At 70.9% G+C, this 14,381-nt stretch carries 19 protein-coding genes; 17 read left to right on the forward strand and 2 right to left on the reverse strand.

Translation table 11 applies throughout. The features are described 5' to 3' along the window. The first annotated feature begins 41 nt into the window (after positions 1-41). From ACZ42X_RS04545 to ACZ42X_RS04605, 13 genes are all read left to right on the forward strand, one after another. Positions 42-419, forward strand: a complete 378-nt coding sequence (locus tag ACZ42X_RS04545) for a TadE/TadG family type IV pilus assembly protein (RefSeq protein ID WP_468284259.1) — start codon at positions 42-44, stop codon at positions 417-419. Next, positions 416-778 (forward strand): TadE/TadG family type IV pilus assembly protein, encoded by a 363-nt coding sequence (locus ACZ42X_RS04550; RefSeq protein ID WP_468284261.1) that lies wholly within the window; start codon positions 416-418, stop codon positions 776-778. The genes ACZ42X_RS04545 and ACZ42X_RS04550 overlap by 4 nt, the downstream gene beginning before the upstream one ends. Before the next feature lie 25 nt (positions 779-803). After that, a complete protein-coding gene (locus ACZ42X_RS04555; protein ID WP_468284263.1) occupies positions 804-2,144 on the forward strand; it encodes a CpaF family protein in 1,341 nt (446 codons plus the stop codon). Between the two features lie 57 nt (positions 2,145-2,201). Next, positions 2,202-3,140, forward strand: coding sequence for a type II secretion system F family protein (locus ACZ42X_RS04560; RefSeq protein ID WP_468284265.1), 939 nt, complete (start codon positions 2,202-2,204; stop codon positions 3,138-3,140). An 11-nt stretch (positions 3,141-3,151) separates the two neighbouring features. Next, positions 3,152-4,042, forward strand: a complete 891-nt coding sequence (locus ACZ42X_RS04565) for a DUF5936 domain-containing protein (protein WP_468284267.1) — start codon at positions 3,152-3,154, stop codon at positions 4,040-4,042. Continuing rightward, positions 4,042-5,307 (forward strand): sensor histidine kinase, encoded by a 1,266-nt coding sequence (locus ACZ42X_RS04570; RefSeq protein WP_468284269.1) that lies wholly within the window; start codon positions 4,042-4,044, stop codon positions 5,305-5,307. The genes ACZ42X_RS04565 and ACZ42X_RS04570 overlap by 1 nt, the downstream gene beginning before the upstream one ends. An 18-nt stretch (positions 5,308-5,325) precedes the next feature. Continuing rightward, positions 5,326-6,201 (forward strand): response regulator, encoded by an 876-nt coding sequence (locus tag ACZ42X_RS04575; protein ID WP_468284271.1) that lies wholly within the window; start codon positions 5,326-5,328, stop codon positions 6,199-6,201. A gap of 165 nt (positions 6,202-6,366) precedes the next feature. Next, positions 6,367-6,609: a hypothetical protein gene (locus tag ACZ42X_RS04580; RefSeq protein WP_468284273.1), complete on the forward strand. Its 243-nt coding sequence runs from the start codon at positions 6,367-6,369 to the stop codon at positions 6,607-6,609. Positions 6,610-6,611: 2 nt separating this feature from the next. After that, positions 6,612-7,250 carry a pilus assembly protein TadG-related protein gene (locus ACZ42X_RS04585; RefSeq protein ID WP_468284275.1) on the forward strand — a complete coding sequence of 213 codons (639 nt, stop codon included), beginning with the start codon at positions 6,612-6,614 and terminating at the stop codon, positions 7,248-7,250. A gap of 32 nt (positions 7,251-7,282) precedes the next feature. Next, positions 7,283-7,882: a hypothetical protein gene (locus ACZ42X_RS04590; RefSeq protein ID WP_468284277.1), complete on the forward strand. Its 600-nt coding sequence runs from the start codon at positions 7,283-7,285 to the stop codon at positions 7,880-7,882. After that, entirely contained in the window at positions 7,882-8,520 is a 639-nt protein-coding gene (locus ACZ42X_RS04595) for an OmpA family protein (protein WP_468284279.1), read from the forward strand. Before ACZ42X_RS04590 ends, ACZ42X_RS04595 begins: the two co-directional genes overlap by 1 nt. Positions 8,521-8,649: 129 nt before the next feature. After that, entirely contained in the window at positions 8,650-9,081 is a 432-nt protein-coding gene (locus ACZ42X_RS04600) for a protein-tyrosine phosphatase family protein (protein WP_468285575.1), read from the forward strand. A 168-nt stretch (positions 9,082-9,249) separates the two neighbouring features. After that, a complete protein-coding gene (locus tag ACZ42X_RS04605) occupies positions 9,250-9,603 on the forward strand; it encodes a hypothetical protein (RefSeq protein WP_468284281.1) in 354 nt (117 codons plus the stop codon). A gap of 37 nt (positions 9,604-9,640) precedes the next feature. Here ACZ42X_RS04605 and ACZ42X_RS04610 read toward each other — a convergent pair whose 3' ends face one another. Together ACZ42X_RS04610 and ACZ42X_RS04615 are read right to left on the reverse strand one after the other, a co-directional pair. Beyond that, positions 9,641-10,318 (reverse strand): SMI1/KNR4 family protein, encoded by a 678-nt coding sequence (locus ACZ42X_RS04610; RefSeq protein ID WP_468284283.1) that lies wholly within the window; start codon positions 10,316-10,318, stop codon positions 9,641-9,643. A gap of 95 nt (positions 10,319-10,413) precedes the next feature. Further along, the gene (locus ACZ42X_RS04615) at positions 10,414-11,349 is read right to left on the reverse strand and encodes an endonuclease domain-containing protein (RefSeq protein WP_468284285.1); all 936 of its coding nucleotides are present in this window, start codon (positions 11,347-11,349) and stop codon (positions 10,414-10,416) included. Between the two features lie 109 nt (positions 11,350-11,458). Here ACZ42X_RS04615 and ACZ42X_RS04620 point away from each other — a divergent pair, with 109 nt between their 5' ends. From ACZ42X_RS04620 to ACZ42X_RS04635, 4 genes are all read left to right on the forward strand, one after another. Next, on the forward strand, positions 11,459-11,827 hold the full coding sequence (locus ACZ42X_RS04620) for a hypothetical protein (RefSeq protein WP_468284287.1): 369 nt from the start codon (positions 11,459-11,461) through the stop codon (positions 11,825-11,827). Between the two features lie 125 nt (positions 11,828-11,952). Next, positions 11,953-13,512, forward strand: a complete 1,560-nt coding sequence (locus ACZ42X_RS04625) for a polymorphic toxin-type HINT domain-containing protein (RefSeq protein ID WP_468284289.1) — start codon at positions 11,953-11,955, stop codon at positions 13,510-13,512. Next, positions 13,509-13,856: a hypothetical protein gene (locus tag ACZ42X_RS04630; RefSeq protein ID WP_468284291.1), complete on the forward strand. Its 348-nt coding sequence runs from the start codon at positions 13,509-13,511 to the stop codon at positions 13,854-13,856. Before ACZ42X_RS04625 ends, ACZ42X_RS04630 begins: the two co-directional genes overlap by 4 nt. Further along, entirely contained in the window at positions 13,853-14,362 is a 510-nt protein-coding gene (locus tag ACZ42X_RS04635) for a hypothetical protein (RefSeq protein ID WP_468284293.1), read from the forward strand. Before ACZ42X_RS04630 ends, ACZ42X_RS04635 begins: the two co-directional genes overlap by 4 nt. The last annotated feature ends 19 nt before the right edge of the window (positions 14,363-14,381 follow it).

Genomic DNA, 14,381 nt, shown 5'->3' on the forward strand with positions numbered 1-14,381 from the left:
GACGGCGACGCCGTCGGCGGACCGAGGGGGCACGTTGAGTCATGGCACTCCCACTTGCACGGACACGCCTCGATGACCGGGGACAGACGGTCGTCGAGTTCACCGGCACGCTGCCGCTGATCCTCATCACCCTGGCGCTGCTCTGGCAGGCGGCGCTCGTCGGCTACACCTTCTCGCTGGCCGGGAACGCGGCGGACAAGGGCGTGCGGGCGGGCACGGTCGGCGGGCAGGACGCCTGCCGGGCCGCGGCGGCCGAGGACATGCCGGGAGCGTGGGACGCGGACTACGCCTGCCGCGAGGAGGGCGACACCTACCGGGCGGAAGCCCGCGTCCAGGTCCCGCTCCTCTTCCCCGGCGGCTTCAACCTGCCGATCACCATCCCCGGCGAAGCCGCCGTACCGGTCGAGAGCGGGTGGTGACCGTGCGCGCGTCGCGTACCTCCGGCAGGGAGCGGGGCCAGGCCGCCATCGAGTACGTCGGCATGCTCGGGCTGCTGCTGTTCGTCGCCATGGCCGTCGTCCAGCTCGGCCTCGCGGTGTACGCGGCCCAGCAGGCGGGTACGGCGTCGCGGGCGGCGGCGCGGGCGGTCTCGCTCGACCAGGGCAGCGCCCAGCAGGCGGGGAGGGCGGCGATGAGCGACTGGCTGGAGGCGTCCTTCGAGGAGGCCAGGACGGGTGACGGAGTGCAGGTCACCGCCAGGGTCGAGGTCCCCTCCGTGGTGCCCGGACTCTCCTTCGGCCCCGTTCGCAAGAGCACCACCATGCCCATGGACCGTTGAGAGAGCTCAGGGAGTTGAGGACCACATGAGCCTGCGGGCGCGCATCACCAGCCCGGAGCCGGCGAAGGGCCACACCGAGACCGACCACCTCGTCGGGGTCTACCGCGCCAAGCTGCTCGAGGAGATCGACCTCGCCGAGATGTCGGCCCTCGCCGCCGCCGAGCGCCGTGCCCGCCTGGAGCGGGTGCTCGGCCACATCATCAGCCGCGAGGGCCCGGTCCTCTCCACCGTCGAGCGCTCGCAGCTCATCCGGCGCGTCGTCGACGAGGCCCTCGGGCTCGGCATCCTCGAACCGCTCCTGGAGGACGCCTCCATCAGCGAGATCATGGTCAACGGCCCGGACCAGGTCTTCGTGGAGCGCGGCGGCCGGCTCGAACAGCTCCCGCTCCGCTTCTCCTCCAACGAGCAGCTGATGCAGACCATCGAGCGCATCGTCTCCACCGTCAACCGCCGCGTGGACGAGGCGAACCCGATGGTCGACGCCCGCCTCCCCAGCGGCGAGCGCGTCAACGTCATCATCCCGCCGCTCTCGCTCAGCGGCCCCATCCTCACCATCCGGCGCTTCCCCCGGGCGTACACGCTCCAGGAGATGATCGCCCTCGGCTCGCTGGACGAGCACATGATGATGCTGCTGGCGGGGCTGGTCAGGGCTCGGTTCAACGTGATCGTCTCCGGCGCCACCGGCACCGGCAAGACCACCCTCCTCAACGCCCTCTCCGGCCTCATCCCCGAGGGCGAGCGCATCGTCACGATCGAGGACTCCGCCGAGCTCCAGCTCCAGCAGTCCCACGTCATCACCCTGGAGTCCCGCCCCGCGAACGTCGAGGGCAAGGGCCATGTCTCCATCCGCGACCTCGTGCGCAACTCCCTGCGTATGCGCCCCGACCGCATCATCGTCGGCGAGGTCCGCGGCGGCGAGACGCTCGACATGCTCCAGGCGATGTCGACCGGCCACGACGGGTCGCTCGCCACCGTCCACGCCAACAGCGCCGAGGACGCGCTGATGCGCCTCCAGACGCTCGGCTCGATGTCCGAGGTGGAGATCCCGTTCGTCGCGATCAAGGACCAGATCAACAGCGCCGTCGACGTCATCGTCCAGCTCACCCGCAACGCCGACGGCGCCCGCAAGATCACCGAGATCGCCGTCGTCGACTCGCACGGCCGCGAGGAGTACCGGATCGTGACCGTCTGCCGCTTCCACGCCCAGCCGATGACCGCCGACGGCCGGATCCACGGCCACTTCGCGTACTACCCGCTGCCGCGCGGCACCGCCGAGCGGCTGTACATGAAGGGCGAGGCGATCCCGGCGGCCTTCGGCGTCGCCGAGTCCGAGGAGCAGCTGGCCCTGCGCAGGGCGGCCGCCTGACCCGTACGCAGCCCTCACCCCTCTGAGCCCCGAAGGCACCGGACATGGACACGCGACATGACTGACCTCACCCTCCTGACGATCGGCGTCACCCTGCTGGCCTGCCTCACCGCCGTCATCGGCGTACACGTCTACACCTCGGGCAAGGCCCACCAGCAGGCCCTCCTGGAGCGCATGTCCCAGACCGGGCAGCTCGCGCTCCCGGGCCGCCGGCGTCGCTTCGCGGGCGTGGACCGCCGGCTGCGCCGCACCACCCTCGGCAAGCGCATCGAGCGCAAGATCACCACCACGGGCCTGGACCTGACGGTCGGCGAGTACGTCGTCTACGTCATCGCCGCGCTGCTTGCGCTGTACTTCATCGTCGGCTCGGTCTTCGCCCCGTTCTTCGGCCTCATCGCGGCCGTCATCGGCCTGTGGGGCGCCAACGCCTTCCTCAACTGGCAGGTACTCAAGCGCACCGAGGGCTTCATCAACCAGCTCCCCGAGCTCACCCGCGTCCTCGCCAACGCCACCCAGGCCGGTCTGGCGCTCCGTACCGCCATCGCCATGGCCGCCGAGGAGCTCGACGACCCGGCGGGCGAGGAGCTCAAGCGGGTCGCCGACCAGCTGGCGGTCGGCCGCTCCCTCGACGACGCGCTGGGCGACCTCGTCGAACGGCTCCCCTCCCGCGAGCTGACCGTCCTCGTCACCACCCTCATCCTCTCCAACCGCGCCGGCGGCACCATCGTCTCCTCGCTCCGCAACCTCACCGAGACCCTGGAGGAGCGCAAGGAGACCCGGCGCGAGGTCTCCACCCTGCTCTCCCAGGTCAAGGTCACGGCCGTGATGGTGCCCGTCCTCGGCCTCGGCTTCCTGATGCTCATCAACTCCATGCGGGCGGGCGCCCTGGACGACATGACCGGCGCCTTCGCGGGCAAGGTCGCCGTGATCATCTCCGCCGGCCTGTACGCGCTCGGCTTCTTCCTCATCAACCGCCTCACCCGCGTACGCATCTAGGGGGATGGGACATGGAACTGCTCCTCGCCGCCATCGCGGGACTCGCCGTCTACGGCGCCTTCCACGGCGTCCGCATGTACCGCGCCGACGCCAAACTCCCCGGCGACCTCGCCATCGCCCTGGAGGTCGGCGCCACCCGCACCACCGCCGCGGGCTCCGCCATCGACCGCGTCGGCATGCGGTACGCCCCGCGCGTGCTGCGCATGATGGGCCCCAAGCGCGTCGACAAGGTGCGCCGCAAGCTCGACATGGCCGGCAACCCCAGCGGTATGACCGTCGACCGGTACGCCGCCCGCCGCGCCGTCTACACCGGCCTCGGCACGATCTCCGCGCTCGCCATGCTGATGAACGGCCAGCTCGTCCTCGCCGTCCTGCTCTTCGTCTACGGCTGGTTCTGGACCGACGTCGTCATCCGGTCCGCCATCGGCCGCCGCAAGGACGACATCGAACGCACCCTCCCCGACTTCCTCGACGTCCTCGCCGTCGTCGTCTCCGCCGGCCTCGGCTTCCGCCAGGCCCTGGAGCGCGTCGCCGAGAAGTACGAGGGCCCCTGGGCCGACGAGCTGCGCATCACCCTGCGCCAGATGGACATGGGCGTCAGCCGCCGCGACGCCTTCGAACAGCTGCGCCGCCGCAACCAGTCCGAGCAGGTGTCCATGTTCGTCTCCGCCCTCCAGCAGGGCGAGGAGCTCGGCGCCCCGATCGTCGACACGCTCATCCAGATCGCCGACGACATGCGCCGTACGGACGCCCAGAACGCCCGCCGCAAGGCCGCCAAGGCCGTCCCCAAGGCGACGCTCATCGTCACCAGCTTCATGCTCCCCGGCACGATGATCCTCATCGCGGTCGGCTTCTACTACGCGTCCGGCGTCAACTTCGACGACATGTTCGGCGGCAGCTGATGGACGCCCCTTCCCTCGCGCTCCAGGTCAACGCCCTGCAGGCGATGTGCCGCCAGGTCTTCGGCTTCCGCATGGCGATGATCGCGCTGGCGGTCCCCTTCTCCCTGGGCGATGTCGCGGGGGGCCTGGGCATGTGGCTGGTCGTCGCCGCCGTCACCGCCACCTTCATGGCCTCGTACGCCCTGCTGCGCGACTGGGAGCGCTTCGGCCCCGTCCTGCTGCGCCACCCCTCCCTCCTCGCCGTCGACATGCTCTTCGGCGCGCTGCTGCTGGTGACGGCGTCACCCGAGTCGACCCTCGCGTACGTCACGATCTGTACGCCGCTGCTGGCGGGCCTGGTCTACGGCTGGCGCGGCGCCGCCTTCTTCGCGGGGTGCCAGTCGCTCGTCCTGGCCGGCGCGTACGGCGTCAGCGACCGTGTCGCGCTCAGCGCGGGAGCCCTGCTGCTGCCCGGCCTGTGCCTCATCACCGGCGCGGTCGGCAGTACGCTGCGGGGCCTGGTCCTCGGCTTCGGGGCCGCCAGCCAGGCGCTGACCGAGGCGCGGGCGCGGCTCGCCGTCCACGAGGCGATCGAGCAGGAACGGGCCCGCCTCGCCCGCGAGATGCACGACTCCGTCGCCAAGACCCTGCACGGCATCGCCCTCCAGGCCGACGGGCTGGTCGCCTCCGCCGACCGGATGGACCCGCCCACCCTCAAGCGCCAGGCGGAGATGGTGGCCCGCTCGGCCCGCCGCGCCGCCGCCGAGTCCCGCGAACTCCTCTCGGACCTGCGCCGCGAGTCCGGGCTCGACGGCGGCGTCGACGTCCTCGCCGAACTCGCCGCCCGCACCGCCGACTTCGCCCGCCGCCACGCGGTACGCGCCGACTTCCGGCGCCTCGGCACCGCGACCCCGCCGCCGGTCCCGCAGATCGTCGCCCGGCAGCTGCTCACCATCGCCTCCGAGGCCATGGAGAACGCCCACCGCCACGCCCACCCCACGCACGTCGACGTCTCGGCGGGCGTGGTCGGCGAGGTGCTGCGCCTGAGCGTGTACGACGACGGCTGCGGCCTCCCGGCCGGCACGACCCTCGACGAACTCAAGCGGGCCGGTCACTTCGGCCTCGTCGGCATGGTCGAGCGCGCCGCGTCGATCGGCGCCCGCATCCGTATCGGCCGGGGCCGCGCGGCCCACGGCACCGAGGTGCGCCTCGACATCCCGGTGCGGGCCCTGACGCCGGGCCCGTCGCCGCTCCCGTACATCCCGAAACAGCCGATCACCACCTGAGAGAGGAGGCGCCGCCCCATGCCGACCGAAAGCACGGAGTTCCCGTCGCTCCCCGCCCCACCCTTACTGCGGGTGGTCGTGGCGGACGACAACCCGGTGGTCCGGGCGGGCCTGACGGTCCTGCTGTCCGGCCGCGACGACATCGAGGTCGTCGCGGAGGCGGGCGACGGACGCGAGGCCTACGCCGCGGCGGTCGAGCACCGACCGGACGTCATCCTGCTGGACGTCCGCATGCCGGGCGTCGACGGCATCTCGGCACTGCCGCACCTGGTGCGGCTGGCGCCGGTGCTGATGATGACCTACAGCCGCGAGAGCGCCATCGTCCACGAGGCGCTGCGCCTGGGTGCGGGCGGCTACCTGGTGCACGGCGAGTTCACGGCGGACCAACTGGTCGCGGCGGTCCGCGACGTCCGCCGGGGCCGCCCGCACTTCACCCCCACGGCCGCCGGCGCCCTCCTGGCCACGGTCCGCGACGGCACCCCCGCCGCCGCCCCGTCGGGCCCGCTGCCGGACGGCCTGGGCGCGGCGTTCACGTCGACGCCGTCGCACCGTCAACCATCTGCAACCGCACATGCCATTTCGACGCCAGACCTCCAGGTGGGCGCTGTGCAGCGGGACTTGCCTGCATCGGGATCTGCTCAAAACCCTTCGCTTCCGCAAGCGAATGTGGCACATTCGTCTCCGGGTGTCCTTACGGAGCTGAGCCAGAGGGAGGTGGAGGTGATGGACCTGATCGCGGCGGGCATGACGAACCAGCAGATCGCCGCCACGTGCTTCATCAGCCCGAAGACCGTCAAGAACCACATCAACCGCATCTTCGCCAAACTCAACGCCACGAGCCGCGGCGAGGCCATCGCCCTCTGGCACACCCTCCGCCGAGGAGGCCCGGCATGACCCCCCGGACCCAATCCCCGGAATGGGCCCGCGGTTGGGCCCGGAGGCCCATGCCCCCGGCCCCCGCCCGGCCGTACGTTCTCGGTGTCGCCAGCGAGACCGGCCAGGAGGAACCCGGTCCCGCACACGGCACCAGGACTCACGCCGGACCGGGAGGGGCACACCATGATGAAGGACGCCACGCTGAAGGCCGTCACCACGACGCAGGTCTACATCGGGCACTGGGCGAACACCCGCGTCGAGAAGATGAAGGCGCGCAGGGACCGCGGTCAGGGCGCGATCGAGTACGTGGGGATCACGATTCTGGTGGTCGCGATCGTGGTGGCTGTGATGAACACGAAGATGGGCACCGAGATCGCCAACAAGTTCAAGGCGAAGATCACGGAGGTCCTCAACAACGGTGGGTGATCGTGAACCCCACCCCTCGCGAAACAGGGCAGGCCGCACCGCTGTACATCACAGCGGTGGCTGGCCTGCTCTTCCTTGCGTTGGTCTTCTTCGCCTTCGGTCAGGCCGATGTCACGAGGAATGGTGCTCAGTCCGCCGCGGACGCGGCCGCGCTGGCAGCGGCCAGAGAGTCGCGCGACCAGTTCGAAGACGGCCTGCTGGAGAAGATCCTGGACCCCGACTACCTGGAAGACGTCTTCAACGGTGATGTGATCGGCACGGCGAACGGCTGCGAGGCCGCCTCCTATTACGCAGGTCAGAACAAGGCGGATGTTGAGGACTGTCACTGGGCGACCGGTGGTCGCTGGGGCTTCACGGTCAAGGTCAAGTCCCAGGAGTCAATGGGTACCAGTGTCATCGAAGGCACGGACAAGGAGCACGCGAAGACCAGGGCGACGGCTTTGGTCGAACCCCGCTGCACGTTCGAACGCGCCACACAGGATGAGAAACCGGACGACGGGGGCGACGGGGAAGAAGCCGAGAAGCCAGCTTCCCCGGGCGAGCTCGTCTGTGACGGTGAGACGTGGGATATCGATCCGGAGAATCTCAAGCTGCTGCCCGATATTGCCGACCTCTTCACCGTCAGGCTGGCCGAGGACTGACCACATATGACGAGCGCGAAGGAAGAGCGAGTATGACTGTTCCGTATGCAGGGGCCGCACGCCGGGTCGGCGTCGCCGCCCTTCTGGCGACGAGCCTGGTCTTCACCATGGCGTCGTGCGGCGGCAGCGATGGGGGCACCAAAGCCAAGGAGGACAAGACGAAGGAGTCGTCTGCTGCGGCAGGTAGCACGGGCTCTCCGACGGACAACGGTAAGACTCTCCCGGACACCAGTAAGACCCTGGCCACGCTTAAGGGCGACGGGGGCATCGAGATGATCGTCCACGAGGCCAAGCGAGACTCCGGCGGCTTCCTCACGGTCAGCGGCCAGTTCAAGAATGCAGGCGGCCAGGCCTTCGTTACGCCGGTTCAGTGGAGCGGCCAGGAGAACGCCGTTGCGAGTACAGGTCCCTCGCTGGCAGCCATGACGCTGGTGGACTCGAAGGGGAAAAAGCGCTACTACGTGCTGCGTGACACGGACAATCGTCCGTTGACGACGACCCAGTACACATCCAGCATTCAGGCTGGCGCCAGCCTTCCCTTCTTCGCTCAGTTCCCTGCACCGCCGCAGACCACGAGCACCGTCGACCTCCAGTTCCCCGGCTTCCCCAACGCCCCGATCGAGATCTCCTGATGAGCGGCACCACCACCCACCAGAGAACGGCCGCCCGCATCGCGGTGACCGCCCTCTCCGGGGCGCTCGCCTTCGGGATCGGGCTCGCCCCCGAGGCGCTGGCCGAGGACAGCCCGTACCCGTCCGCGTCCGCCGCGCCGCCGGTGCAGGTGGACGCGAACGACCCCGACCTCAAGCTGCCCGACGGGGCGACCCTCGCGCCGCCCAAGGTGCTGGACATCAAGTCGGTCGTCGAGGACCTCGCGGGTGAGGAGCGTCGCGAGGACACCAACGCCGACATCAAGTTCGCGCTCCAGGCGGAGGTGCTGTTCGGCAAGGACAGCGCCGCCCTGTCCAGCAGCGCGAACGCGCGCATCGCCGCGATCGCCGCCGAGATCAAGAAGCAGGACGCGAAGCGGGTCCGCGTCTTCGGCTTCACCGACAACCTCGGCTCCTCCGCGCACGGCGACGTGCTGTCCAAGCAGCGCGCCGAGGCGGTGCACAACGTCCTGTCGAAGGAGCTGGCAGCCGACGGCATCACCTTCGAGATCCGGGGCTACGGCGAGCAGTACCCGATCGCCGACAACAGCACGGAAGAGGGCCGCAAGAAGAACCGTCGCGTGGAGGTCTCCTTCCAGCGCGGCGCGGCAGGCAACTAGAACGGCACGGGTCGCGTCACAGGACGCGGCCCGTCTGCCGCCCGACGGAGTCCGAAGAACCTACCGGTCCTTGACTGTAAAGACTCCTTCGCTCGCCAGGGTGAGGACTACGGTGAACGGGTGACCGAAGTGACCCAGACCTGGAACGCCACCGACCCCGGCGTGCTGCGGCTGCCCTCCGGGCGCCTGGTCCGAGGCCGCGGACTGCGCAAGCCGCTGCCCGCAGGGCCCACGCCGACGTACGCCGTGTACCTGCTGGGCAAGCAGCCCCCGGAGGTGCCGTGGGAAGCCCGATGGCTGCGCTGGCCCGACTTCCGGCTGCCCGGCGACCGCGCCCAGGCCGCGGCCGTCCTCCGAGAGGCCTGGAAGCGCGCCGCCGACGAGCGCGTCGAGATCGCCTGCGGCGGCGGTCGCGGCCGCACCGGTACCGCGCTGGCCTGCCTCGCGGTACTCGACGGGGTCCCGGCCGACGAGGCCGTGGAGTACGTACGCCGGCACTACGACCGTCACGCCGTCGAGACGCCCTGGCAGAAGCGTTACGTCCGCCGCTTCGCCGACTGAGCGCGGCGCAGGAGGACGAGTACGAGGCCGAACACGGCCCACCCGGTCCTCGCTTCGCTGCCGACGGCCGAGCTCTGTAGGGCCGCACGGCTACGAAACCGCCTGGCCGGACGGTCAAGGCGCCGGTATCGTCCGGGTTTCCGATCCCCACGCCAGAGAGCGAAGCTCATGTCCCTCCAGCCTGCGACGACGACCCTCTGGCGCCCCACCGGCCCCAAGGAGCTCGCGCTCGTCGAGGAGCTGGAGTGGCGCGCCTGGCCGCCCCGGCTTCCGGAGCAGCCGATCTTCTATCCGGTCCTCAACGAGGACTACGCGATCCGCATCGCACGGGACTGGAACGTCAAGCACGACGGAGCCGGCTTCGTGACGCGCTTCGAGGTCGAGTCGGACTTCCTGAACCGCTACCCGGTCCAGCAGGCGGGCGGTCGCACCATCCTGGAGCTCTGGGTTCCGGCGGAGGAGCTCGACGACTTCAACGCGCACATCGTCGGCACGATCGAGGTCGTCCACGAGTTCCACTGAGGTGCCGCATGGAGTGATGGGGGGCGCCGGTTGCGCGTCAGGTCGACTCGACGCGCCGTTCGGCTCGGCGCAGCCAGTCGGTGTACCAGCGAGCGAAGGTCACCGGAGTCCCGTCGTCGTTGAGACGTGGAGCCAGGTCGACGTCGTCCGCACGATCGTCGGTCCACATCGTGCCTCGATGCGCGCCGCTGATCACCAGCCAGTCGCGGCGGGCGCAGCCACGGTGGCAGATGACGAGGGCACCGACGGTGCGATCGGGGTTGAACATGAGGGCGTCCCAGCGTTCGTCCCACGCCTCGATGGCGTCGTCGAACTCCTCGACTTCGTCGAAGTCGTCCTCCTCAGGGTGCTGGCCCGCCAGTTCCTCCAGCAGCTGCGGGTCGGGGCCCTGTTCGGGAAACGGCTCGGCAAGCCGGGACAGGTCTGCCAGCTCGGCGCCGTCGCCCTCCCACCGCCAGCGGCCTTGTATGCGCCGTACCGGGAACAGGCCATAGCCGGGACCAGCGCCACCCGCGCCGACATGAAGGAGGAACGTTCGGAATTCCTCCGGCAGCCGCACCTTCATCTGCGCCTCGAGCTCTGCGAGCTCGGCGTGGCTGAGCGGCTGCTCCAGCACCCATTTGTGCCCCAGGGCCCCGAACACCTCGGTGCCTTCAGGGGACGTCCCCAAAGCCTCGACCCGTTGCCGGATGCCCGCCCACTGCTGATCAGTCATACGCAAAAGGTAGGCGCAGCCACTGACATGACACGGACGGGGCTCTCGGAAGCCAGGCTCCCAAGTCCCGGCCGCCCCATTCCACCCGGCCCCCCTCACGTGGCGGTGCTGGAGATCGCCGCCGCCAAGGCCTCGCGGACTTCCGCGACCATGCGGTCCGGCGTGCGGAACACCACCGAGGCCGGGTAGCGCAGGATCGTGCCGACCTCGGGGCAGGACGCCAGGTCGTTGAAGCGTTCCAGGTCGTTGCGGTGCGCCTCGGGGCTGCTGTGGAAGGCGTAACCCTCGATCTCCACCACCAGCCGCTCCCTCCGGAACAGGAAGTCCACGCGCCGCGCCCGCCCCCGAGGCGTACGCAGCCACGCCTGCGGCTCCGAGCGCAGCCCCGCCTCGTGCATCCGCAGGCGTGCGAGGGTCTCGGCGGGGGAACCGCACCGCGGTTCGGCGAGGCGCAGCAGGCGCCGTCCCGTCGCCGAGCCGCGCCGCGGCCCGGGCCCGTCGGCCGCGACTTCGGTCTCCAGTGCGGCGATCGTGGTCAGCGGCGGGCGGCTCACCCCGCCGACGGTCCGGTGGCTGAGCGCGGAGTCCGCGGCGACCACCGCCTCGTCCGTGGGCGCCGTGCGGAGCAGGTCGCCCACCGTGCGCACCGCCGTCGTCGCCCGCAGGCCGCGCCGCACCACCACCTCCGCCTCCCGCAGCGGCACCCGGTGGACGCGTACCCCGCGCCGTCTGCCCCCGGTGCCCGCACGCGGGTCCGTGAACTCGGTCTCGTATCGGAGGAGGTCGACGAGGTGCAGGGCCGCGGCCGAACGGTGGCTCACCACCAGGCGCGGCTGGAGCATCTGCAGGGCCCGCAGCACCGTGCGTGCGGTCACCTCTGTGCCCGGGCGCGCCCATGCGCCGCGTACCACCGGCTGCCAGCCCGCCGCGCGCAGGGCCCGGGACAGGGTGCCGCCGTGCCAGCCCGCAGCCACCGCGTGGCGGGTGAGCAGCACATCCTGTGTGGCCAGGCCGGCCAAGTCCCCCCGCATGGACGCCATCGTCCCGGGGCCGTCCCGCACGCGTCATCCCCTGTGGATAACCGCGTGCCAGGGTAGAAGCGGCTGACAGACGCGACGGACGAAGGGTGGACCGGCAGGCATGAGTTATCTGGTGGCGTTCGACAGTGACGAGTGGCGCGTCGGGCAGGACCTGCTCGTGGCCTCCTTGGCGGCGGAGTGGCCCGACGCCGCGGTACGCCGCAGGGAGCTGTCCGACGGGGACAAGTACGGCGACGTCGCGTGGGAGCTGCGGCGCGGCGGCGCCGACCTGGAGGGCCACTCCCACGTCGACGGGCGGTGCCTCTACCTGGACGGGGACATCGGCCTGGTCGCCGACTTCGCCCTCTGGTACCGCAAGCTCGTCCCGGCCGGCATCGACCTCGTCTTCTGCGACCAGGGCTACCACTTCGACGTCACGATCGACGCGACCACGACGCGGGACGACCTGGTGGACGCCGCCGGCGAGTAGAACCGCAGGCCCCGCGCCGCGAATGAGACCGCCCCTGGGCCCCTGGGCCCAAGACTTCCGCGAGGGGCACTCCTACCGTCGGCGGTATGTCGTGTCGTCGGGTACGGGCATGGAAGGCGTGGCGGATGCCGCGCACCGAGGCGCGGCTGCTGGGGCTGCGCCGGCGGAAGGCTGCGCAGTCCGGTCAGTCGACGCTGGAGTACGTCGGGCTGGTCGTGGTCGTCGTGGCGATCGTGGGTGCGCTGCTGGCCACCGGGCTCGGTCCCACCATCGCCGCCGAGCTGAAGACGCAGGTGTGCCGCGTCACCGGCGGCGACAACTGTGGGGGCAACACGCAGCAGCCGCAGGCGCAGGACCAGCCCGGCGACGACGGTTCCGGGGACGACGATCCCGGCGGCCGGAAACCCGCCGCCGACGACACCGGCAAGTCGCCCGAGCAGCTCGCCTACGAGCAGGCGCTGAAGGAACTCCAGGACGCCCAGGCCGCCGAGAAGGCGGACCGCGACAAGGCCGTCGCGGCGGCGAAGGAGCTCGCCAAGATCCTCGCCGAGGAGCTCGGCATCACCGACGCCCTGGACTGCATCACCAAGGGCGACATGGGCGCCTGCACCGAAACGCTCATCAACGTCCTGACGAGCCTGATCGGCGGCGCGGTCGGCAAGCTGGCCGCGAAGTACGGGGCTCCGTGGAAGTGGAAGCAGGCCGTCGAGCTCGTCCGCAGGCTCAAGAAGCACGGCGGCGACCTCTACGACGGCCTCACCGGCCTCATCAAGAACCGCAAGAAGGTCGCCGAAGCGCAGGACAAGCTCGACGACGCCAAGAAGAAGTGGGACCCCGAGAAACAGAAGGAGCCGCAAGAGCCGAAGAAGCCCGTCACCTGCCCCGTCGGGCACAGCTTCCCGCCCGGCACCAGGGTGCTCGTCGCGGGCGGGCTCAGCGTCCCCATCGAGTCGGTACGCATCGGGGACCAGGTCCTCGCCACCGACCCGGCCACCGGCCTGACGGCCCCGCGCACCGTCACGCGCACCTTCACGACGTACGACGACAAGGAGTTCACGCGGCTGACGACGGCCGACGGCACGGTCACCGCCACCGACACGCACCCCTTCTGGCTCAGCGACGAGGGCGGTTGGTCCGACGCGGGCGACATCCGGCCCGGTGCGGCGCTGCGTACGCCGGCCGGTGGGGTCCTGCGGGTCACGGCGGTCGAGCGCTACACGCAGCGGCAGACCACGCACGACCTGACCGTGGCGGGCCTCCACACGTACTACGTCGCGGTCGGCGCGCGGAGCGCGTCCCTCGTCCACAACAACGACTGCGTGGACCAGGCGCTGCTCGACGAGATGAAGGAGCAGGGCGTCAAGTTCGACCCGGAGAAGGTGCTCCGGGCGGAGCGGAACGCGGACGGGAAGATCGTCTTCCTGGAGGAGGGCAACTCCCGGGCCGGCCTGAAGCACATCCTGGAGGAGCACGCCGACGACTTCGAGCGCGCCGGTGTCGCCAGGGAGGACATCCCCGACCTGGTGATGGCGGCGGCGACCAAGGGCAAGAAGGTCGGCTACCAGGGCAAGGGCGAGGGCCGGCCCGTTTACGAGGTCGAGTTCAAGGGGCAGAAGCGGCGCGTGGCCGTGACCGTCGGGAACAATGGGTTCGTCGTCGGGGCGAACCCCAAGAGCGTCGGATGATGGGTGGCACGATGGTCAGCGGCAGGACGGTACGGGTGGCGGCGGACTACGACTGCCATCCGGTGTGGATCCGGTCCGACGAGGGGCTCGACAACATCGCCCCGGCCGACCTCCCGGTGAGCCGGGAGCTGCGGGAGGACCTGGAGCGCTGGGGCGACGCCTTCGACGCCACGCTCGACCGCGACGATCCCATGGCGTCGGGCTTCCGGACGCCGCAGGACGAGGAGGCCTTCGCCGCCCGGGGCGCTGAGCTCGCCGGCCGGCTGCGGCGGGAGCTCGGCGCGGGCTGGCGGGTCACGTACTTCGACCTGCGCGAGGGGCGCGACACCGACGTCGGGCCGTGAGCGGTCCCGTGCTCTACAACTTCCTGACCGTGCACCGGCCGTCCCCCGCCGGCATGGCGGCGGCGCTGGCCGGTGCGGTGGGCGTGCCCGTGGCGGACGTGGACGTCGCCGACGAGGAGGCCGACCCCGAGGGCCGGAACTGGGACGCCCCCGTCCTGTGCGGCTACCACGCGGTCCGCGGAGACCTCGCGCTGTCGTGGGACGTGTACGTCTCCGACGCCGCCGTCCCCGAGGCGCCCGACGAGCCGACGGCGGCCCGCCGCGTCGCGGCCGCGACCGGGACGACCGTGCTGTATCCGGCGACGGACCTGGCGAATCCCTCGGCGTACTGGGCCGCGACGCCCGAGGGCGCGGTCGCCCGGGCCCGTCTGTACGAGTCGGACGACGAGGAGCCCGTCCTCACCGTCGACGCCGTCGAAGCCCCGGTCCCGCAGCTGCCCGGCGCCCGCGTGGAGCTGCTGCCCGAGGCGTGCCGGGTCCGGCGAACCGGGGGCGAGGGGCCCTGAGCCACGGGCGGCGGCTCGG

The sequence above is a fragment of the Streptomyces sp. NPDC030862 genome (assembly GCF_055571835.1).

What these genes read in the sequence shown, in the direction of transcription:
- ACZ42X_RS04545 (WP_468284259.1), top strand. Translation starts at nt 42, where the DNA reads ATGGCACTCCCACTTGCACGGACACGCCTCGATGACCGGGGACAGACG.
- ACZ42X_RS04555 (WP_468284263.1), top strand. Translation starts at nt 804, where the DNA reads ATGAGCCTGCGGGCGCGCATCACCAGCCCGGAGCCGGCGAAGGGCCAC.
- ACZ42X_RS04560 (WP_468284265.1), top strand. Translation starts at nt 2,202, where the DNA reads ATGACTGACCTCACCCTCCTGACGATCGGCGTCACCCTGCTGGCCTGC.
- ACZ42X_RS04565 (WP_468284267.1), top strand. Translation starts at nt 3,152, where the DNA reads ATGGAACTGCTCCTCGCCGCCATCGCGGGACTCGCCGTCTACGGCGCC.
- ACZ42X_RS04570 (WP_468284269.1), top strand. Translation starts at nt 4,042, where the DNA reads ATGGACGCCCCTTCCCTCGCGCTCCAGGTCAACGCCCTGCAGGCGATG.
- ACZ42X_RS04575 (WP_468284271.1), top strand. Translation starts at nt 5,326, where the DNA reads ATGCCGACCGAAAGCACGGAGTTCCCGTCGCTCCCCGCCCCACCCTTA.
- ACZ42X_RS04580 (WP_468284273.1), top strand. Translation starts at nt 6,367, where the DNA reads ATGATGAAGGACGCCACGCTGAAGGCCGTCACCACGACGCAGGTCTAC.
- ACZ42X_RS04590 (WP_468284277.1), top strand. Translation starts at nt 7,283, where the DNA reads ATGACTGTTCCGTATGCAGGGGCCGCACGCCGGGTCGGCGTCGCCGCC.
- ACZ42X_RS04595 (WP_468284279.1), top strand. Translation starts at nt 7,882, where the DNA reads ATGAGCGGCACCACCACCCACCAGAGAACGGCCGCCCGCATCGCGGTG.
- ACZ42X_RS04605 (WP_468284281.1), top strand. Translation starts at nt 9,250, where the DNA reads ATGTCCCTCCAGCCTGCGACGACGACCCTCTGGCGCCCCACCGGCCCC.
- ACZ42X_RS04610 (WP_468284283.1), bottom strand. Translation starts at nt 10,318, where the DNA reads ATGACTGATCAGCAGTGGGCGGGCATCCGGCAACGGGTCGAGGCTTTG.
- ACZ42X_RS04615 (WP_468284285.1), bottom strand. Translation starts at nt 11,349, where the DNA reads ATGCGGGGGGACTTGGCCGGCCTGGCCACACAGGATGTGCTGCTCACC.
- ACZ42X_RS04620 (WP_468284287.1), top strand. Translation starts at nt 11,459, where the DNA reads ATGAGTTATCTGGTGGCGTTCGACAGTGACGAGTGGCGCGTCGGGCAG.
- ACZ42X_RS04625 (WP_468284289.1), top strand. Translation starts at nt 11,953, where the DNA reads ATGCCGCGCACCGAGGCGCGGCTGCTGGGGCTGCGCCGGCGGAAGGCT.
- ACZ42X_RS04630 (WP_468284291.1), top strand. Translation starts at nt 13,509, where the DNA reads ATGATGGGTGGCACGATGGTCAGCGGCAGGACGGTACGGGTGGCGGCG.